At 50.6% G+C, this 21559-nt stretch carries 16 protein-coding genes; 11 read left to right on the plus strand and 5 right to left on the minus strand.

The annotated features are described in order from the left end of the window. Positions 1 to 14: 14 nt before the first annotated feature. The 6 genes from ICL07_RS03730 to ICL07_RS03755 all read left to right on the plus strand — a co-directional run bounded on the left by ICL07_RS03730 (position 15) and on the right by ICL07_RS03755 (position 9210). A complete protein-coding gene (locus tag ICL07_RS03730; protein ID WP_188086595.1) occupies positions 15 to 635 on the plus strand; it encodes an RNA polymerase sigma-70 factor in 621 nt (206 codons plus the stop codon). Further along, on the plus strand, positions 619 to 1281 hold the full coding sequence (locus ICL07_RS03735) for a hypothetical protein (protein WP_188086596.1): 663 nt from the start codon (positions 619 to 621) through the stop codon (positions 1279 to 1281). The genes ICL07_RS03730 and ICL07_RS03735 overlap by 17 nt, the downstream gene beginning before the upstream one ends. A 101-nt stretch (positions 1282 to 1382) precedes the next feature. Beyond that, positions 1383 to 2564 (plus strand): FecR family protein, encoded by a 1182-nt coding sequence (locus ICL07_RS03740; RefSeq protein ID WP_188086597.1) that lies wholly within the window; start codon positions 1383 to 1385, stop codon positions 2562 to 2564. 252 nt (positions 2565 to 2816) lie between these two features. After that, positions 2817 to 6011, plus strand: coding sequence for a TonB-dependent receptor (locus tag ICL07_RS03745; protein ID WP_188086598.1), 3195 nt, complete (start codon positions 2817 to 2819; stop codon positions 6009 to 6011). A 14-nt stretch (positions 6012 to 6025) separates the two neighbouring features. Beyond that, complete coding sequence (locus tag ICL07_RS03750) at positions 6026 to 7417, plus strand: RagB/SusD family nutrient uptake outer membrane protein (RefSeq protein ID WP_188086599.1); 1392 nt, start codon at positions 6026 to 6028, stop codon at positions 7415 to 7417. Beyond that, complete coding sequence (locus tag ICL07_RS03755; RefSeq protein WP_188086600.1) at positions 7414 to 9210, plus strand: TlpA disulfide reductase family protein; 1797 nt, start codon at positions 7414 to 7416, stop codon at positions 9208 to 9210. Before ICL07_RS03750 ends, ICL07_RS03755 begins: the two co-directional genes overlap by 4 nt. Here ICL07_RS03755 and ICL07_RS03760 read toward each other — a convergent pair. The 5 genes from ICL07_RS03760 to ICL07_RS03780 form a co-directional block, all read right to left on the minus strand. After that, positions 9202 to 9909 (minus strand): hypothetical protein, encoded by a 708-nt coding sequence (locus tag ICL07_RS03760; protein WP_223151738.1) that lies wholly within the window; start codon positions 9907 to 9909, stop codon positions 9202 to 9204. The two genes, ICL07_RS03755 and ICL07_RS03760, sit on opposite strands and share 9 nt — an antisense overlap. Positions 9910 to 9953: 44 nt before the next feature. Beyond that, a complete protein-coding gene (locus tag ICL07_RS03765) occupies positions 9954 to 10340 on the minus strand; it encodes a DUF3037 domain-containing protein (RefSeq protein WP_188086601.1) in 387 nt (128 codons plus the stop codon). Then, entirely contained in the window at positions 10318 to 11112 is a 795-nt protein-coding gene (locus tag ICL07_RS03770) for a HipA family kinase (RefSeq protein WP_188086602.1), read from the minus strand. The genes ICL07_RS03765 and ICL07_RS03770 overlap by 23 nt, the downstream gene beginning before the upstream one ends. Positions 11113 to 11194: 82 nt before the next feature. Beyond that, entirely contained in the window at positions 11195 to 12196 is a 1002-nt protein-coding gene (locus tag ICL07_RS03775) for an HAD family hydrolase (RefSeq protein ID WP_188086603.1), read from the minus strand. Then, positions 12193 to 12738, minus strand: a complete 546-nt coding sequence (locus tag ICL07_RS03780) for a hypothetical protein (RefSeq protein ID WP_188086604.1) — start codon at positions 12736 to 12738, stop codon at positions 12193 to 12195. Before ICL07_RS03780 ends, ICL07_RS03775 begins: the two co-directional genes overlap by 4 nt. 146 nt (positions 12739 to 12884) lie before the next feature. Here ICL07_RS03780 and ICL07_RS03785 point away from each other — a divergent pair, with 146 nt between their 5' ends. The 5 genes from ICL07_RS03785 to ICL07_RS03805 all read left to right on the plus strand — a co-directional run bounded on the left by ICL07_RS03785 (position 12885) and on the right by ICL07_RS03805 (position 21195). Then, positions 12885 to 13454, plus strand: coding sequence for an RNA polymerase sigma factor (locus ICL07_RS03785; protein ID WP_188086605.1), 570 nt, complete (start codon positions 12885 to 12887; stop codon positions 13452 to 13454). Between the two features lie 198 nt (positions 13455 to 13652). Beyond that, entirely contained in the window at positions 13653 to 14834 is a 1182-nt protein-coding gene (locus tag ICL07_RS03790) for a FecR family protein (protein ID WP_188086606.1), read from the plus strand. Positions 14835 to 15087: 253 nt separating this feature from the next. Continuing rightward, entirely contained in the window at positions 15088 to 18366 is a 3279-nt protein-coding gene (locus ICL07_RS03795; protein WP_188086607.1) for a SusC/RagA family TonB-linked outer membrane protein, read from the plus strand. Positions 18367 to 18396: 30 nt separating this feature from the next. Further along, positions 18397 to 20028, plus strand: coding sequence for a SusD/RagB family nutrient-binding outer membrane lipoprotein (locus ICL07_RS03800; RefSeq protein ID WP_188086608.1), 1632 nt, complete (start codon positions 18397 to 18399; stop codon positions 20026 to 20028). Positions 20029 to 20247: 219 nt separating this feature from the next. After that, positions 20248 to 21195, plus strand: coding sequence for an endo-beta-N-acetylglucosaminidase H (locus ICL07_RS03805; RefSeq protein ID WP_223151739.1), 948 nt, complete (start codon positions 20248 to 20250; stop codon positions 21193 to 21195). Positions 21196 to 21559 lie beyond the last annotated feature (364 nt).

The following is a 21559-nucleotide window of genomic DNA, read 5'->3' on the forward strand; positions in this document are numbered from 1 at the left end:
AGCAGGACCAAGGGATGGGAGATCAGTATAACAACGAGGATGCATTCATACAGCAACTGGCGGCAGGAGACGAACAGGTTTTCCGGCAGCTGTTTGACTGGCATTACCAGGCCTTGTGTTATTTTGCCGGCTCCATCATTGCACATACCCATGCGGCGGAAGACCTGGTGCAGGAAGTCTTTTCCAAACTATGGGACAAACGGGGCGACTTTCAAAGCACCGCCAGCATCAAGGCTTTCCTGTTTATTGCTACCCGCAATGCCTGCCTCAATTATTTGAAACAACAAAACAGACTATCGGAAAGGGAACAGGAATTCCTCTATCACCAGGAAGCACAAACCGTCCCCGCCCCTGCCGGCTTTGACCCGCTGCTGGCGGAAACAGAACTACTGCAACACCTGTACAACGCCATTGAACAACTGCCCACGCAATGCCGGCGCGTGTTTAAGATGGGTTACCTCGAAGGCAGGAAAAATGAAGAGATCGCTACAGCGCTCAACATTTCCTATAATACCGTCCGTACCCAGAAACTGCGGGCGCTTAAACTGCTGCGCAGCAGCGTACTGAAAAATCAGGTACTGCCCTTACTGCCACTGTACCTGACATTGCTGAAATATTATGACTATAAAGGATAAAACCATGCTCCAACACGCTAACCCCATCATCGTTACCTTACATGATGCCATTCAACAGGGACTGACCACCGGTATCCCCTACGATTTTGATTTGCTGGAAGAATATGCCGGTCAATTAAAAGTGCTGATTTTTGAAACCGCCGTACAGTCCGATGAGCAGCTGGACCTGCACGATTTATACCTTGAAAAAGATATTGCCGGCATGATATTCCGCAGTGATCTGCAGGTAGATAATACCATTTTCGATTTTGAGCTGGACACCTACTCCTGTTTTCTGCAGATAGCCGGCAACCTCCGCTGCCGCAACCTGGTAGCCGGTTGCGCCATCATACACGTAGCAGGGAATGTAACCGTAACAGATACATTACTTGGTTTTTACAATCACGGCGAAATCACGATCGGCGGTGATCTTCATGCTAAGTTGTGGATAGAAGATGATCACCAGACCCTTGTAAAGGGCGCCGTACATGCCGTTAGCTTTATGCCGGATGAACCCATTGCCACGCCTGATTATACGGACTGGCACGATATATTACTGCCGGAAGCCGCCACCACCCTGCTGGACAAGGAGTATCTTTTTGGCGGCGATGTACGGCTGATACAAATGATCATCGACGGGCAACCTGTTTTCCGCAGTGACCTTTAAGTTCAAATCAGAACATATCTATTTTAAAAAAATTTCAAAATTTCTGTCTTTTTCTTTCATCGAACTTAACAAGTTGTTGTTTCTATAGTAAAATATCAACTTTGGGAGTTCCAGACAGCCAACAACCGGATACATTTTTACAAAGGGTCGCCTACCTGATCAGCCGGCACCAGCAAGACCAGCTCACCGCCGGTGAAGCCGAAGAGCTGCGTGCCTGGCGGGATGCCTCACCGGAAAACCGCTTTTTCCTGGAACAGTGGAACGATACCCGGCTGTTAGGAGAAAAACTGCAACAATACACCCGGTCCGATGTAAACACCGCCTGGGAAACCTTTCGGAGCAGGCACTTCGCTCCCGCAACAACAAAAAGATTCCGGTTAACCTGGTGGCAATGGAGTGCCGCCGCCGCCATCGCACTGCTGGCCGGCGCTACCTGGTACCAGCAAAGTATCCGTCCCGCTAAGCCCCTGGCCCAACACCAGCCGCAGGCGCCGGTAGTACCCGGCAGCAGCAAGGCCACCCTCACCCTGGCCGACGGCTCCACCATCACGCTCGACAGTACCGGTAGCCAGGTGATTGCCCAGGGCGCTGCCAGCATCCACCAGCACAACGGACAACTCCGCTACGATATACAAGACCCGGTAGCCACACCGGCACTGAATACACTGACGACTCCCCGCGGTGGCCAGTTCCGGGTAACGCTCCCGGATGGCACCGCCGTATGGCTTAATGCCGCTTCCTCCATTACCTACCCCACCGCCTTCCGCGAAGGCAACAGGCAAGTCAGCATCACCGGCGAAGCTTATTTTGAAGTCGTAACCAATGCCAACCAACCATTCCGGGTGACGGTCAATGACCACACCACCGTAGATGTGCTGGGTACCAGCTTCTGTATCAGCGCCTATGCCAACGAATCCGCCATCAGTGCTACGCTGGTGAGCGGTGCGGTGAAAGTCAACACCGGCAACACTTCCCGTGTACTGGCGCCCGGCCAGCAGGCACAAATCGCCCACGGGAATATTCAGGTGGGGCAGGCGGATGTTTCCGCCGCCATCGCCTGGAAAAACGGGGAGTTCTATTTTCATAATGCCGATATACCGGCCATCATGCGGCAACTGGAAAGATGGTACGATGTGCACGCCATCTACGAAGGGAATATCCCTGTCCGCACCTTCCAGGGCGAAATACAACGCAACCTGCCGCTGGAAGACGTACTGGAAGGCCTGCAGTCAACAGGTATCCACTTTCATATGCAAGGAAGAAACATTATTGTACAACCATAAAATGTCATGATTCACAACGAAAGCAACCAGCCAACCAATTAAAACACCGTGCGGCTGTCTGTTCCAATAAAAAACCGGAGGTGATTGGACCCACCCCCGGCGAAATGTCCGGACAAAGACAGTCATGATTCAGGCTCGACACCTTAAACACTGATTTACTTACATCCAAACCAATGCAAATCTATGCAATTGAATCCTTATGCGAAGACGCTTTCTATACCAGCGTCTTTACCAACCAAAATTGCACTAACAATGAGATTAACAGTGATGTTACTGATTGCGGCCACACTCAAGGTTTCTGCCGGCGCTACGGCGCAGACAGTGTCCCTTTCTGCGCGCAATGTCTCCATGGAAAATGTTTTTTCGGCGGTGAAAAAACAAACCGGCTACCTGTTCTTTTATGACCGGGCCATGCTCCGCGATACTAAACCGGTGAACATACAGGCGCAACAACAATCACTGCCCGATTTCCTGTCTGAAGTGTTTAAAGGTCAGCCGCTGGACTATACCATCAAGGACAAAACTATTTTCATTAAACGGCGCGACCTGCCGGCGGCTCCTGCCCCACAGCAGCAGCCCGTTACCGGTACGGTGAAAGATGCCTCCGGGGTACCCCTCATCGGGGTAACCGTAAAGGTAAAAGGCACCCATAACGGCGCTATCACCAATACGGAAGGGAAGTTCAGCATCAAAGCCCAACCCGGCGATGTATTGTACATCACCTATGTAGGCTTCGAGCCTAAAGAAATCACCGTTGGCAATACCACCGACTTTCCGGTGGTATTACAGGCGGCCGTTAACGCGCTCAATGAAACCGTGGTGGTGGCCTACGGTACTACCAGCAAAAGATTTAATACCGGTTCCGTGACCAGCATCAAAGCCAATGATATTGCTTCCAACCCCGTGATGGACCCGCTGGCCGCTTTACAGGCCAGGGTACCCGGACTACAGATCAACTCCACCAACGGCTTGCCCGGTGCAGCGTTCAATGTCCTTATCCGGGGTCAGAACTCCGTATTACAAGCCAACCAACCGCTGTTCATTATCGACGGCGTGCCTTTCATCTCTGACCCCCTTAATGAGTTTACCTCCGCCAATGGCAAACAAAGCCCGCTGGCCTCTATCAACCCGGCCGACATCGAACGGATCGATGTACTGAAAGACGCCGATGCGACTTCCATCTACGGTTCCAGGGGCGCCAACGGCGTGGTACTCATTACTACCAAACGCGGCAAAGCCGGTAAAACAAAGACTGATTTCAATGTTTATACCGGCGCCGGTAAGGTAGTGAACATGGTAGACATGCTCTCTACCCCACAATACCTCCAAATGCGCAGGGAAGCGTTTAAAAACGATAATAAAACGCCGGACGAGGAAACGGCTCCGGACCTCCTGCTGTGGGACCAGCAAAAAACCACCGACTGGCAAAAACTCATGATCGGTAATACCGCCCATCTGACAGAAGCCCAGGGTAGCGTATCCGGCGGCAGTACCCAAACACAGTTCAGATTAAGTGGTACCTACCGCAAGGAAACCACCGTCATGCCCAACAAACTCGGTATCACCAAAGGCGCCGGCAGCCTGAGTGCAGACCATAGTAACAAAGACGGCCGTTTTCATATAGGCGCGGTGGTTAACTACTCCTCCCTACGCGACAACTCTATCGCCGCCAGTCTCGCCAGCTTTACCGACCAGGCGCCCAACTATCCCATCTACGATTCTCTGGGCGGTTATTACTGGACACTCAACGGATTAAATCCGATGGCCTACCTGTTGCGCAGTTCCAATGCCCGCACCAACAACCTGGTGGCCCAGTCAGATATCCGATATACGCCGGTGCCTGGTCTTAATCTAAAAGCCAACGTGGGTTACACGCAAACCAATATGCAGCAAACACTGTTGCTGCCCGGCAAAAGCTTTAACCCCAATCAAGGTATCGGTAGCTCCGCCCAGTACGGAAATACAGATGTCAGCACCTATATTGTGGAACCACAGATAGATTATACCACCACCATTGCCAAAGGTACCCTGCAGCTACTGGCAGGCGGCAGCTGGCAACAGGCGCTCCGTCAGGGCAGTTGGGTAATCGGTGAAGGCTACTCCAGCGACGCCATGCTGGAAGACATGAGCTCTGCTGCCAAACTCACCCCTAAACAAACCAGCTACGCGCTGTACCGCTATAATGCCGTATTTGGCCGTATCAATTACAACTGGGATGAAAAATACCTGGTTAACGCTACTTTCCGCCGCGATGGCTCTACCCGCTTTGGTCCGGGCAACCGTTTCGGCAATTTTGGCGCTGTCGGCGCAGCCTGGATATTCAGTAAAGAATCTTTTATCCCCGAAGGTTCCATCCTTAGCTTCGGTAAACTGCGTGCCAGTATTGGTAGCTCCGGCAATGACAATATTCTTGACTATGCCTATCTCGACGCCTGGTCAACCACTTCCCTCCCCTATGATGGTATCACCGGACTTACGCCCGCCAGGCTCGCCAACCCTGAGTACCATTGGGAAACAAGCCATAAAAAAGAAGTGGGCCTCGATCTGGGTTTCTTTAAAGACCGTCTGCTGATCACCGCCGACTATTATCACAATATGTCAGATAACCAACTGCTGGACTATAAACTATCACCACAGGTAGGATTCCCCAGCGTACTGCGTAACTTTCCGGCCAAAGTGCTCAACAGCGGCTGGGAGTTTGAAATCAATTCCATTAACATTCAACGGAAAGCCTTTACCTGGCGCAGCTCTTTTAATCTCACTATCAATAAGAATGAGTTAAAAGAATTCCCAAATATTGAATCTTCCACCTATAAAGACCTGCTGGTGGTGGGCAAGTCGCTGACTATCCAGAAAGGTTTCCAGTTCACCGGCATTGATCCGCAAACAGGTCTCGCCCTTTTCCGGAAAGCGGACGGCAGCACCAACAGCACCGTGTACGACCCGGATGACAATATTATCCTCGGTGATAAAACGCCTAAGTTCTACGGCGGACTGCAAAACACCTTCTCCTATAAAGGCATTAGCCTGGAATTCTTCTTCCAGTTCGTAAAACAGGAAGGTGGCTCTTTCAACTATGGCTATGGCCTGGCCCCCATCGGCTCCGGTGCGAACCAAAACCTGGACGCCCTTGGACGCTGGACTACTCCCGGACAGGGAGCCAGTGCGCCGAAGGCCACGCTCGGCAGTGGTGCGGCCAACGCCCGCAGCTTTGCACTCTCTTCCGCGCAATGGGGCGATGCATCTTTTATCCGGTTAAAAAATCTCTCCCTGCGATATGATCTGTCCAAATATGTACAGCAATGGAAACTGGGTGGCGCCAGCATCTATGGCACCGCACAGAACCTGTTCACCATTACCGGCTATGAAGGGTATGATCCTGAAACACAGGGCCGGTCGATGCCTCCCTTGAAATCATATACCATAGGATTACAATTGTCTCTCTGATAAAAAATATTGACATGAAACGCATTCATATATTCTTCGTTTTACTGGCTATCTCCGCAGGCGCCGCCTGTAACAAGTTCGTAGATACGCCTTTGCCTAAAAACGAACTGGTGTCCCAACTGGTGTTTACAGACGATAAGACCGCCACCGCAGCGGTAACCGGCCTGTATACCAGCATGAACGCCTATAACTACCAGTTTGCCAACGTGCTGATGAATTTCCTCTCCGCCATGCAGGCCGATGAACTGTACTATTACACTACCTTCGACAACTACGACGTGTTCCGGGAAAACCGGCTGGTTCCCAGCAGCCAGTACGTGCAAAGCATGTTCGCTGATCAGTACTCCTTTATTTACCATACCAACGCCTGCCTGGAAGGTTTGCGCAATAACAACGGCCTCTCTCCCGCGGTTAAAAACCAGTTGATCGGAGAGTCCCTGTTCATGCGCTCTTTCTTCTATTTTTACCTGGTCAACATGTACGGAGACGTACCGCTGATCACCAGTACCGACTACGAAAAAAACGGTATCATACCCCGTATAGCCAGGTCCGTTGTATATGACACCATTATCAAAAATCTGAATGAATCCGTAGCCCTGTTGAATGATGCCTATCCAACGGGAACGCGTATACGCCCCAATAGGGCCGCCGCTAATGCTTTACTGGCAAGGATTTACCTATACAACCAACAATGGACGCTGGCAGAAACCTCCGCAACTAAGGTTATCGGCGACAGCAAATATTCCCTGTTGCAAGACCTGAACAAAGTATTCCTGGCCAACAGCGGAGAAGCCATCTTCCAGCTGCAACCCGTGAATGTAGCTTTTGGCCGTAATACCTGGGAAGGATTTACCGCCGCACCCGCCAATGCCACGGCCGCAGCCGTGTTCCGGCTGGATACGCTGCACCTGATCAGCCGTTTTGAAACCGGTGACCTGCGGCTCGCCAACTGGACCGGCTTTCGTAAAACTACCGCCGGCGCTACCTATTACTTCCCCTTCAAATACAAAGTGAGGGCTAATACCGCAGGTCCGGTAACTGAATATTCTATGGTACTCCGGCTGGCCGAACAATACCTGGTCCGTGCGGAAGCCCGCATACAACAAGGGAAACTGGATGATGGCCGCGCCGACCTCGACGCCATACGCGTTCGGGCTGGCCTACCCAAACTGGCCACCACTCTCGGAAAAGAGGATCTGCTGAAAGCCGTGGAAAAAGAAAGGCACCTGGAACTATTCACCGAATGGGGCCACCGCTGGTTTGACCTGAAACGGACCAAACAATCTACCGCTGTGTTGCAACCCATCAAAGGCGCTAACTGGCAGGCTACAGATACCCTGTATCCTATTCCTGTAAATGCTATCAGCACCAATCCCAATCTCACCCAAAACGAGGGCTATAAATGATGCGTTATTTTTCATTTGCCATATTGTTCCTGATGCTGCTGACGGGCGTTGTGCACAACGCCCGCTCACAGCAGCGGGTAACCATCGTACCGCAATATCCGCAGCGCGGCGATGTGGTAACGGTGACCTACGATCCGCAGGCGCCGGCAGCCACCATCCCTGACAGCGTTTCGAATATCAGACTGGTGTTTTCCTACTCTAATTTTTATGATGTAGCCACCACCATACCCCTGCAACGACAGGGCCGTCAATGGACAACCTCCTTCCGCCTGGCAGGTTTCGCCACCTATGCTACCTTTTACCTGGAAAGCGGTGAGTTTACCGACAAACCCGCAGCAGACAGCCATTACGCCATCCCCGTATACGCCGGCCACCAGCCGGTGAAAGACGGCTTGCTGTATAAGGCCTACAGTCTCACTGCACAAAGGGGGAAATCGCCTAAACTCGCCGCGGAACAGGCCGCCCTGTATCAACAGGAACTGGACCTCTACCCCGATAACTACGAGGCGAAAGTGCGGCAGCTGCACTACCGGATGCAGACCTCGCCGGAAGCCCGGGAACAGGCACTGAACGTGATTGCACAGAAATTCAACAGCGCCCCTTCCAATCCCGGCAACCTCAACAAAGTGACTATGGGTTACCTCATCATCGGAGAGAAAAGCCGCGTAGACTCCATCCGCCAGGTAGTGATGCAACGGTATCCTGACAGCGAACCCGGTATAGAACAACGCGCCGCCACGATCGCCAAAGAACGCGATACCACTACCCGCATCCAACTGCTGGAACAGGCCCTGCAAAAGGAAACACCGGCCAATACACAATATTATACCGGCATGCACCAACAACTATTCGATTTGTATGCCGCCCGACATAACACCGCAAAAACGTTGTACCATGCCCGTAAAGTGGCTACCCAACGCCGCAATCCCTGGACCACCACCACCTGGAAAGAACTGGCTTCCACGCTGCAACAATACCAGCTGGCGCCGGATACCGCCCGCTACTATGCGCAGCTGGCACTGTCGCAGGCAGATAGCTTTCCCGCAGGTATTATCCGCTACTTCCCGGAAACAGGTTATATCTATCCTTATGTAAGCGCTGATACCCGCATGGCGGTTACCCGCAAAGCACAAGGCAACCTGCATTCCCTGCTGGGGCTCATCGCCCTCCAACAGGGACGCCTGCACGAAGCTGCGCAACAAATGGACTCCGCACTGGTCATCTCCCCGGACAATGAAACACTGGACAACGTTACCACGTTTTATACCCGTACCGGTAACAACGAAAAATTGAAAGCCGTACAACAGCTGCGGGAAAAATTACTGCTCGATAAAGTACGGCCACAGCTGATTAACCGCCCCGCACCTTCGCTGCAGTCCTTTGTGGACATGCAAGGCAAACCGGTGTCAGCAGCGCTGCTGAAAAATAAAATAGTGCTGATTGATTTTTGGGCTACCTGGTGCGGACCCTGTATGCAGGAAATGCCTTACCTGCAACAACTGTATGAACATTATAAAGACAATCCCAGGGTGGTTTTTATGGTAGTCAACAGCGGCGCCCGCAATACCCTCGCCGATGCCCGGGGATGGTTCGGTCATAAAAAATATTCCTTCCCGGTATATTACAATACCGATCCGGATATCAGCGATAAGTTCAGATTCAACATGATTCCGGCTACCTATATCATAGACCCGAAAGGTAATATCCGTTTCGCCAACGTAGGTTTTGAAGGCGCTGAAGTAGCCGCTAAACTAAAGCTGCAGCTGGACCTGGTGGAAGCCGCCTCATTCTGATGCCAGTACAGCCGCTATCGCTTTGATCAATCCCTTGTCTGTTACCCCATCCATTTTCCAACCGCTTTTCATTCTCCTGATAATGCCCTTGCTTTCATCATTCAGGTAGACATCCCACTCCACACAATCCCCTTCCTTACAGGTTTCCATGACGGGAATCGCTTCTCCCTCATAGGCTGTATCCTTATATGAAAACTCCAGCGGCACGGCAGCGCTCTTCAGTTGGGTAATCATATCTTCCAGGAAACTGATCATGCGTTTGCGCTGGTTGCTGAAGGAAGCGCTCCACTTGTTTTTACCGGCGCGTTTATGTGCCAGCTTAAATTTGAAGCCGGACATCTTTGTCGTATAATCGTCTGCGTTAATTTTATCCACCTGCTGGTTGGCGAGGATGTACCAGTGATAACCGGTACCTACCGGAACGCCGGAACCTTCCGGGGCATGGCCGGCGCGGCGTTTGATCACATCGTAGGAAATTTCCCAGAGATCGGGCGTGATTTTGGTTTCGCGCCATACACCGGCATCGTAGTTCCATTTATGACTACGGCCTATTTTCATGCCGGTATATTGTTTTCCTTCAAACTGTTTCCAGGCGTTATAATTACCGGCAACGGATACTTTTTTCTTCGTTGCCGGCTTTTTCTTTGCTACAGCAGCCTTTTTACGGGAAGGCGCGGAAACCGTTCTGGTTGCTGCCATCGTCAATCATTTTTAACAGGATGGCATCAATAATCAGACCCGACTTATAACAATACCAGCTGCTGGTGCAGGTGTTGCAGGGTAGTGGCGGCATCGATACACAATCCCCCATGTGTTTTGGAGGTTTGCACAATCGTGCTCCGCGTAGCGGTGAGCCAGCGGAAACGGGAGGCCAGGTCGAGCATACCGATAGGTCCGCCCTGACGGCCACCGGCACATATTTTTTCAATGGCACAGAGATAGGATGCCAGCTCATGAATATCTATGGTCGGGCACAAAGCGCGCAACCTGGACTCATCCAGTATGTAGCGCATCTGCAGGAATTTTTGTTTTTTACAGTAGAGCATGACACCTACGTTGAGAAACTCTTCCCGCTCTACCCGTGGCACTACGCGTATAACGGCGTACTCATATAAGTGAAGTTCTTGCATATACTGCTTCTTTTACAAAAATATCGGAAGAGGCAATCCTCCTGGTTAAAAACTGTACATATACTTCGCGTCTTTCTGCGGCAGTAAGGCCGTCCTGGCCGGTCAGCCATTCTTCCGGTACCAGGTCCACGATAGCGCGGATACGCTCAGGCGTAAGGATAGCCCGGAAAGCGCTGTCCACCTCCGCTATCTGCGAGGCCTGTGGCAACAGTACATGGTCTTTCACTTTGGCAAAAGGCCGGGTGGACTGTTCTTCCCAGTTATCCCAGGAGTGATGGAAATACAGGGAAGCACCGTGGTCTATCAGCCACAGTTCCTGGTGCCACATGAGCATATTGGTATTACGCACGGTACGGTCTACATTGGTCAGCAGACAGTCCAGCCATACAATTTTGGACGCCAGCGTTTCATCGATGGTGGTCACCACCGGATCGAAGGTGATGGCGCCGGAGAGGTAGTGCAAAGCCAGGTTAAGGCCTACACTGGATTTGAGCAGGTCCTGAATTTCTTCATCGCCTTCATTTCTGCCGTAATCTTCTGTGAGTGCCGCGAATACGATTTCCGGCACTTTAAGGCCCAGCGCCCGGGCCACTTCTCCGCCGATCAGCTCTGCAATCAGCGCTTTTACGCCCTGACCGGCGCCTCTGAACTTCAGCACATACAGGAATCCGTCGTCCGCTTCTGTAAGCGCAGGCAGGGAACCCCCTTCCCGCAAGGGAGTTACATAGCGGGTTACCTGTACGGTCCTGAGTGGATATTGATGATGATTCATACCTGACATAACTGTTTCCATCCTGCTGTAAGGACGGCCCAAAATAGGTCATTTTTTCCAGAAATCAGGAGGGTAAGGCATTTCAGGGCACAGCATCCACAAAAATATGCTGCCAGTCATTTTTCATGCTGATAACACCCCAGCCATAACGGTGGGCATTATTGAGCGATTCGTTATCATCTTCTTCATAGGCAAATTCCCGTTCATCATCATCGTGATGTACCAGCAGTTGCAGGGAAGGATACTGGCTTCCCTGGCAGAAACGAAGCATACTGATATCTCCGCCCCCGCCGATATTACCACAGGCCAGTATGGGGCGTTTACCGATAAAATATTGAATGTTGACCGGTTTTTCTTTTTGATCGTTCAGCTGATAAAGGCCTTTGAGGAGCATGATGTCATTTACACGGGCGCTATCTACATAGGCATAATGAAAGGTACTCCCGATCACCTGTTCCGGCGGAATACCATAATATTTCCAGGAGATAGCCCTGATAAACTCCACCGTACCACCGGAGCAGATATAAATTTTGAACTGGTTGTTTTTCAGGTATTCCAGCAGTTCCAGCTGGGGCTGATATACCAGCTGTGCGATGGGTACGCCCAGCACCGGATGTCTGGCGTTGTCGAAAAACAGGCGGACAGCCTCGCGGAAGTCGGTTTCCGTCATGCCGGTATGCGTAATGTTCATCAGGTCGAGCAAACCGTTGCGCCCCATGGCTTTCAGGTAGGCCCGGTTTTTCTCCAGCACCGCCTTGTAGGGTTGTTTGTTGCGTAATGCCGGCGTTTTGGCCACCAGCTGGTTGATACGGAAAACAACGAACAGCTCCTGTATGACCGGTTTTTCCGCCCATAGGGTACCGTCGTTATCGAAGGTAGCGATACGGTCCTCCGGCGGTACGTACCCGGAAGATTGTCCGTTGGTGACAGCCGATACAAACCGGATTATAGATTCCTTCACCGCACTATTGTTCCAGGAAGGCAGGGGATCGCCCTGTGCCTGCACAAAGAAGGACAACAACTGGAAACAGGCCACCAGCCACCAGTTGCCGCCTTTAAAGATATGGCCGGACAAGAGGGTCATTTTCTTTCTTTAACAAATTTTCCATCCTTATCAAAAAAGAGGCGCCGGAAGTCGTTGTCCTTTACCACCATTACCTCCCATTCCGCCTGTATTTTTTTGGGAGAGATCAGCCGGTGCACCTTATCCTTCACGATATGGTACCCCGGATAATGGTCAGCCAGGTACATGCCGATATTTTCCGGCAGTTTGACATTGATGGCTCTTTCACGGGCCCTGATCAGGTTACCGTTGCGGTCGTATAACGCTTCTATGTCCAGCTTGTCGCCGGTCAGCGTGAGGGTGTAATATTCGTCCTGCAAACTCGGTTTATTTCTCTCTTCAATCTCCCAGTCCCGCTTATACAAGCCTGTCGGTATCTTCATGATCTGGTTCAGGCTGGCATTGGGGAAACGTTTCTGATAGGCTTCCAGTATTTCAGGTGGCAGGTCTCCTTTTTTGATACGCTCCGCTTTCAGGATGGTCTCCTCGTCCTGCGCCCCTACGCTCAATGCCGGAAGTGTTAAAAGCATCAGCAGGAGCCAGTATACCTTCAACGTTTTCATACCATAACATTTAAAATGTGATGAATACAATAACTGTTGTAAGAACAGCTGGCAGCGGTAAATAGTTTAGCTTCCCCCGGCAGGCGGAGAAGTCCGGATTCCGATTTGTTTCCTATATTTAGGCGGTAGAAAAAATCCAACACATATTGTCAAAGTCATCTATCCCGGATGAAAGAGAGCAATTGAAAGCGATAGCTTCAGGTAACGAGGCCGCCTACACGCGCATGTTTAACACCTACAGCCAACAGGTGTTCAACGCCGCCATGCTGTATCTCAAAGATGCTCCGGCTGCGCGGGAAGTAGTACAGGAGATTTTTCTGAGGGTATGGTTAAAGCGGGAGATGCTGGATACTATTGATAATTTCTCCGACTATCTTTTTATACTGACCCGTAACCATATATATGACAGCTTCCGGAAACAACTGGTGAAACAGAAAGCCATGGCTTACCTTGAAACCCAGGAGCCAGGTTATGCCAACGATACCGATCACGTAGTGCAGGACCATCAGTATCAGCAAATACTGCATAGTGCCATTGATACGCTTCCCCCTGCCCGTAAACAAATTTACCTGGCGCGTAAACAGGGACTGAGCAATGAAGAAATCTCCCATCAGCTGAACATCTCCGTTCACACCGTCAAAAAACAATTACAGCTGGCCCTGCGGTCTTTGCGATCCATTATCAAACAACAACTCAATAATTTTTGGATTTTTTGATTTACGGATTTAGGAATTTATTTAGACATTTTGCTATTTAGAGGATGTCAAATATTTCAATGTTCAAATAAATTCCTAAATCCGTAAATCAAAAAATCCCTAAATCCTTCATTATCAGCTTAAATTTTTTTTTCAGCGGGAGTACTCCCTTTTACTTCATCGTTCGTCTTTATAGCTGTCACCAATTCTAAAGTCGCAATGACCGTCGCTGAAATCAGGCAATTACTGGAGAAATACAAGCATCAGCCGCTGAGTACGGATGAGTTGGAGCAACTGCAACAGGCAGTGGCCAGCGGAGCTTTTGAAGAAGAAATCAAAGCTGATATCCTGCATACACTATATACACAAGCCGCCCCTCCCGCCGAATGGGCACAGGAGGACCAGGCTGCCATGTTACAACAGGTATTGCAGACGGCGCCATTGCAGCCGGTGCGCAAACGCTGGATGTATGCCGCTGCCGCAGTGCTGGCTGCTGGTATTGTCACCAGCGCCGTATGGTTTATGCGCCGGCCGGCAACACCGCCACAGGTAGTAGCCGCCGTTAAAACCAATCCACTGGCGCCGGGCAGCAACAAAGCCATGCTCATATTGGCCGACAACAGTACCATCTCGCTGGACAGCACCCATAGCGGCTCATTGGCCGTACAAGGCAATACCCGGATCAGCAACACCAACGGCGCCCTCACCTATAAAGGCAACAACGACGATCAGCAACCGCTGTACAATACCGTCGTAACTCCCAGGGGCGGACAGTACCAGCTCACCCTGGCCGATGGCAGTAGAATATGGCTCAATGCCGCCAGCAGCATCCGTTTCCCGGCAGCCTTCACCGGCAAAGAGAGATTGGTGGAAGTAACCGGAGAAGTATATTTTGAAATCAGCCGGCAAGCCAATAAACCTTTCCGGGTAAAAGTGAAAACCCCCGGCGTGGAAGAAATGACCGTCACCGTATTGGGTACCAGCTTCAATGTAATGGCCTATGGCGATGAACAGGCCATCCGCACTACCCTGGTAGACGGCGCCGTACAGGTAACACGCGGCAGCCGGCAAAGCCTGTTGAAACCCGGTTACCAGGCCAGCATCGCCTCCAATGGCGGTACTTTCGAAACCACCGAAGCCGATATTGAACAAACCCTCGCCTGGAAGGAAGGCAAATTCCGTTTCCGTAATACCAATATCCGCACCATTATGCGGCAGCTCGCCCGGTGGTATGATATAGCAGTCGTCTACGATGGTAACGTATCTGACATAGACCTGACAGGGGTGATCTCCCGGCGGGAAGATGCCGGCGCGCTGCTGAAGGCACTCGAAACTACCCAACGCGTAAAATTCACAGTGGACGGGCGCACTATCACGGCCAGACCCGTGGCGCCACACTAGTACTTATACCTGTAACAATTATATAACGCTTAAAGATTTTCATGTTATGAACACTTGTTAATACTATCAACCATTACAGGTAGTAAAAAACCGGACCCCGATTGCAGTCAGGGCCCGGCAAAAATGGCTACCAATTTCACTCGTCATTAGAAACTGATTTTTTAAAAGCCACGAATACAAAAATATGCAACAACTTACTACTGGCAAAGCCTGCCGGTCAGGCCGGCCTTTGCTCCGAAAATTTCTGTTGGTTATGAAATTAACTGCCACCCTTCTACTGGCTGTCACCCTCCACCTGAGTGCCAAAAGCTACTCACAGACGGTTACCCTCAAAGGCAAACGCCTCGCCCTCTACGATGTGTTCAACAACATCAGCAAACAAACCGGCTACGAGTTTGTGTACGATGAAAAACTGCTGCAAGGTGCGGCGCCTGTTAATATGAACGTCAGCAACGCCCCGCTTACCGACGTGCTGGACAAATGCCTGAAAGGCAAGTCCCTGGAATATGCCATCGTGAACAAAATCATCGTTATCAGTCCCAAACCGGCGCCCGAAAGCGTGTTACAAGCCGCTCCCATCAAAGGTACCGTTACCGGCGCCGATGGTAAACCCCTGTTCAACATCAGCATACAGGTAAAAGGTACTATCCGTGGTACCATCACCAACGAACAAGGCGGCTTCTCCATACAGGCAGATAAAAAAGATGTGCTGGTATTCAGCTCTATCGGTTATGAAACAAAGGAAATCACCGTTGGCAACAATACCACGCTGACAGTAGTGCTAAACGCGGCCAATACACAATTAACAGGCGTACTGGTAACCGCCCTCGGTATTAAACGCTCCGAAAAAACCATCACCTATGCCATGCAGCAGGTGAGCGGCGGAGAGCTGACCAAAGCCAAAGACCCTAACCTGATCAATACCCTTAATGGTAAGGTAGCCGGTCTTTCCATCTCCCCCAGCGGCTCCGGTATAGGCGGATCTGCCAAAGTGGTATTGCGTGGCGGCAAGTCGGGTGTAGCCAGTAATCAGGCCCTCTATGTAATAGACGGGGTACCGATGAACAACAGCCTCACCAACCAGCCTTCCAGCGTTTTCGGTGGCAGCAACGCCTATGATGGCGGAGACCCGATCTCCAATATGAACCCGGAAGATATCGAAAGCATCTCTGTATTGAAAGGCGCCTCCGCAGCTGCGCTGTATGGCAGCCAGGGCGCTAACGGTGTTATCATCGTTACCACTAAAAGCGGCAAGTCCGGTAAAACGCAGATCAATTTCTCTTCCAGCGCCAACCTGGCACAGGTAGCCTATAAACCGGAATTTCAAAACAACTACGGCGCTACCAACGCCACTTCTCCGCAGAGCTGGGGGGCAAAACTCAGCAGTCCTGGTGGAGACAACCTCTCTTCCTTTTTCCAAACCGGTCAGACTTACACGAACTCCATCAGCCTGTCTGCCGGCTCAGAACAAATGCAGACCTATTTTTCCTACGCCAATACTGCCGGTACCGGCATTGAGCCAGGCAATAAACTGGGTCGTAATAACATCAACTTCAAGGAAACAGGTCATTTCCTGAATAACAAACTGACCGCAGAAGCAGATGTGAACTATGTAACACAGAAAATCGATAATACGCCCCTGTCCGGATTTTACCTTAATCCCCTGACAGGTTTATATCTCTTCCCCCGGGGCAGAGACATCCGGCCTTTCAAAGACCAGTTTGAAACACCCGACCCTACCCGTAACTTCCTGCCAGTGCAGAATTGGGCCTACCTGGAAGATATCCAGCAGAACCCCTGGTGGGTCACCAAACGTGATCCGAACTCGCTTAACAGGAACCGCTTGTTACTCAATGCCAGTCTGAAATATGAGATCAATTCCTGGCTTAATGTGCAGGCTCGTGGTAGTATAGACCGTATCAACGATGTATATGAACAAAAAATGTACGCCGGTACTTATAAAGTATTAGCACCCGCTAATGGTGTATACAACTACAACAATGCCACCACCACTCAGCAATATGGCGATCTGATGCTGAATTTTAATGTTCCCATCAACAAGGACTTACGGCTGACCGGCCTGGTAGGTGGCGCACTGCGTGATCTGAAAACCAGCGGCGTGAAATTCAATTCCGGCCAGGACGGACTGAAAATCGCCAATATATTCGTGATTCAGAACTTCAATACCATGAATGCCGTCAATTCCGGTACCTTGCCGGAAAACCATGGTCAATACCAGTCTCTCTTCGGCAGCGCCAATCTCGCCTGGAAAGAGATGGCCTATCTGGACATCACTGCCCGTAACGACTGGGCTTCCAACCTGGCTTTCACGCCCAGCAACAACTACTTTTACCCTTCCGTGGGCCTGAACCTGATCCTGAGCCAGATGATGGAGATGCCTAAGGCCATCAGTTTCCTGAAAGTAAGAGGTTCTTATGCAGAAGTGGGCAACTCTCCCACCAACTACAAAAGCCATCCGGCAGATAATACATTTGGTGTAGGCAGTGTTACCGGTAATCCACAAACACCTTTCACCAATCTGCGGCCGGAGAAAACCAAGTCGCTGGAGTTGGGTATGGAATGGCGTTTCTTCGACAACAGGCTGACTGCTGACATCACCTACTATAAAACCAATACCAATAACCAAACGCTGAATATCGACGCTTCAAACGCTTCCTATAACCAGGTGTTCTTCTTTAATGCCGGTAATGTCCAGAACAGAGGTATAGAGGCGGTGTTCCATTATGACGTGTTCCGTGGTGGTAAATTCCAATGGAATACCGGCATCAACTACTCCGTGAACGACAACCGTATCCTGGAATTATCCGACATCAACCCTCAAATTGTATTGAGTGGAGCCTCCGGCGCCAACTTCATGTCCAAGTTCAAAGTTGGCGGTTCCTTTGGAGATATCTATGGAACGGTGTTACAGCGGGATGCACAGGGCCGTATCATGATCGACGACAAAGGCGCTCCTATTAAACAAGGCGGCGACTTTGTATACCTCGGCAATGCCAATCCCAAATGGCAATTGGGCTGGAACAACAATCTTTCTTATGGCGACTTCTCCCTGTCTTTCCTGATCGACGGTAAATTCGGAGGCCAGGTAATGTCAGTAACGCAGTCCGTGATGGACCAATACGGTGTTTCGAAAGCTACCGGCGATGCCCGTGATGCCGGCGGCGTGGCTGTCAATGGCGTAGGTCCCAATGGACAGCCTGTTACCAGCGTAGATCCACTGAAATGGTACAGCTCCATTGGTGGTCGCGAAGCGGTATCCGGCGAATACATGTACAGCGCTACGGTAGTGCGTTTGCGGGAGTTGTCTCTGGGCTATGCTGTTCCGGTAAAAAACAGCTGGGTAAAAACCCTGCGTTTCAATCTGACCGGCCGTAACCTGATTTATTTCCACAAAAAAGCGCCATATGATCCGGAAATGACCATGTCTACCGCCAACGACCTGTCCGGTGTAGACATTTTCATGCCACCTGCTACCCGCAACTATGGCTTGTCGCTGAACGCAACCTTCTAACCCTTGCTTGTCACTGTAAAAACTGAAAACATGAAACGTCTCAATATATTCCCCGGTAAATATCGTCTACCCGCTATCGTAGCCGGGATGCTGCTGGCAATGAGCGCCTGCACCAAAAACTTTGAGCTCTACAATACCGATAATACCGGTGTTCCCAATGGTATGCTGGAGGCCGACTTCTACAACCTCAGCTACCTGAAGACAGCCACCATGGCTATTTATAATTTCTCCGGCGGTGGAGACCCAAACTCGTTCCAGGTACAACAAAACCTGAACGCCGACTGCTTCTCCGGATATATGGCTTCCGCCACCCCCTTTAATGGTGGCAGAAATAATCTGAGTTATTTCATGATGACCGGCTGGAATGGTGAAGCCTTTAAAGTAGGTTATGTCAACGTCATGAGCAACGTGGCCCTGTTACGTCAGTCCAATATTCCCAAAGACTTCCCCGCCGTATGGGCAGTGGCACAAATTGTACAGGTAACCGCGATGAGCCGGGTAACCGATATCTACGGGCCTATTCCTTACAGCAAGGCCGGTACCGCCAAAACCAATATCGATTACGATAGCCAGCAAGACGTGTATGCCCGCTTCTTCAAAGAGCTGGACACCGCCAACGCCACCCTCCGCGATTTCATTGCCAGCGGCAAAACATTGCCATTTAAATTCGGCGATTTCGATCTGGTATATAATGCCGACTTCACCAAATGGCTGCAGTTCAGCAACTCGCTTCGTTTACGTTTAGCCATGCACGTTATCAATGCCGACGCCGCACTGGCCAAAGCCGAAGCGGAGAAAGCCCTGGACCCTGCAAAAGGCGGCGTGATCACCGGCAACGATGGTAATATGAACGTAAGGATTCCCGGCGCCGGCTATACGAATCCGCTGGTATTCATTGCACAGAACTGGAATGATATCCTGATCAACGCCTCCCTCCAGTGTTACCTCACCGGTTACAAAGATCCGCGCATCAGCAAGTACATGTCCAAATCCACCGATGCAGCTATTCCCTCACAATACGTAGGTATCCGGCTGGGCGCTGTTACCGGCTCCAACTCCAAAAACGACTACGTAGGTTATTCTGCGCTCAACTACCAGGACGGCGTATTTAGCCTCAATACCCCCGTACAGCTGATGACGGCGGCAGAAGTATACTTCCTGCGGGCGGAAGCGGCGCTCAACAACTTCGCCAACGCCGGCGGAACGGCACAGGACCTGTATGAAAAAGGCATCAATACTTCCCTGGACCAGTGGCATGTGGCAGATGCCAACTATGTGAACAGTACCAACAAACCGGATGCTTATGTAGATCCCAAAAATGCGCAGAACAACCTGCCCTCTCCTTCCGACATCACCGTGAAGTGGGATGAAAGCGCCGACAAGGCACACAAACAGGAACGTATCAGCACCCAGAAATGGCTGGCCATGTTCCCCGAAGGGCAGGAAGCCTGGACAGAGTTCCGCCGCACCGGTTATCCTAAACTGTTCCCGGTAGCGGTCAACAACAGCAACAATACCATCAGCACTACCCTTCAGGTGAGAAGGCTGCCCTTCCCGCAAAATGAATACAATACCAACAATGCCGCCGTTACCAAAGCCATTGGTTTGCTGAGCAAACCTTCAGATGACGGCGGAACCGCACTGTGGTGGGACAAAAGATAACGTGACCCGTGACGTGGAAATGATATCGCAGGATAACTGTGTAGCTTGATAATATCTAAAAACCCAATGCTCCTGATGAGCAAAGCGCATTCATACAAAAAAGCATTTTTTGCTTAGCGCGCCGGTAACATCCGCGCCTGCCCCTTTTATGATCCGCGCAATACCCCGTTCATCAGGAGCATTTATTATCATCATATCAATCACCGTTAAAATTTACGTATGAAAAAACAAATCCGCGTATGGTCGTCCATCCTCATGCTGACCTCCTGTTCAACCCTTCTCTTCATGCCCTCCTGTAAAAAAGAAGAGACAGTTTCCGGTAATCAACAGCTCAACAACAAACCAAAAGAAGAAACCGTCACCAAAGCCGGTGGCAAATCTGTCTGTTATGTAGAAGTCAACAGTAACAGCCTGCTCAACACCGGTAAGTATACCCTTACCACCGGCGGCCAGCAACTGTTTGACATCGCCATTATTTTTGCAGCGAACATCAACTACAACACCAGTACCGGCAAAGCCGTGCTGTACAACAATCCGAACGTGACAAATGTACTGGTGAACAAAGCAACACAGATTGTTCCGCTGCAAAACAAAGGCATGAAAGTATTATTATCTATTCTGGGCAATCACCAGGGCGCCGGCTTTTGTAACTTCACCAGCCGCACCGCCGCCAGGGCGTTCGCCCAACAGTTGGCCGATACCGCCAATTACTACGGACTGGATGGTATCGATTTCGATGATGAATATGCCGACTATGGCGTCAATGGCCTGCCACAACCCAATGACAGCTCTTTCGTGATGTTGCTCGATGAGCTGCGCAAACTGATGCCCGCCAAGATCATCTCGTTTTATTATTATGGACCGGCAGCTTCCCGGCTTTCCTGGGGCGGTAAAAAAGCAGGCGACTTTGTGAACTACAGCTGGAATGCGATCTATGGCAGCTATTCCGTGCCTAACGTAGCCGGTTTGCCCAAGTCCGCCCTGGCCCCCGCCGCCGTGGATATCCAAAGCACCAGTCAGAGTACCGCTAATTCACTGGCCACCCAAACCAGGAATAACGGGTATGGCGTGTACCTGTGGTATAATCTTACCAGCACCGATAAACATGTGTATTTCTCCGGTGTGTCCAATATTCTGTATGGCAGTAGCGTAACGTATACGCCTTGATATAGCGCCCCCGGGACTGAAGTCCTGGGCTAAATCCTGTGAAGACCCTTTATTTACAGCGATAACATGCTCCACCCAGGGCTTTTTGCCCTGGGTTTTGTTTTAGGTAGATAGATGAGCTGTTCTCTATAGGCTTCCTTCTTCCACTACCTAAAAATATTTTTCGGTGTAACCCTGTCATTATCAGTCCCATCCGGATGAAATGGCCGTTATTTCTATCTTTCACCTTGACAAATTCAAAAAAATTCATTTATCTTCATAGAAGAATGCAATCGATTGATGCTAGTCAGCGATTGTATGTCCCGGAGACCATTGTACGGAGAATAATAACGTAGCAACACCTATAACAAACGGAGACCCATGA

The organism is Chitinophaga qingshengii (assembly GCF_014529935.1).
Classification (GTDB): Bacteria; Bacteroidota; Bacteroidia; order Chitinophagales; family Chitinophagaceae; genus Chitinophaga; species Chitinophaga qingshengii.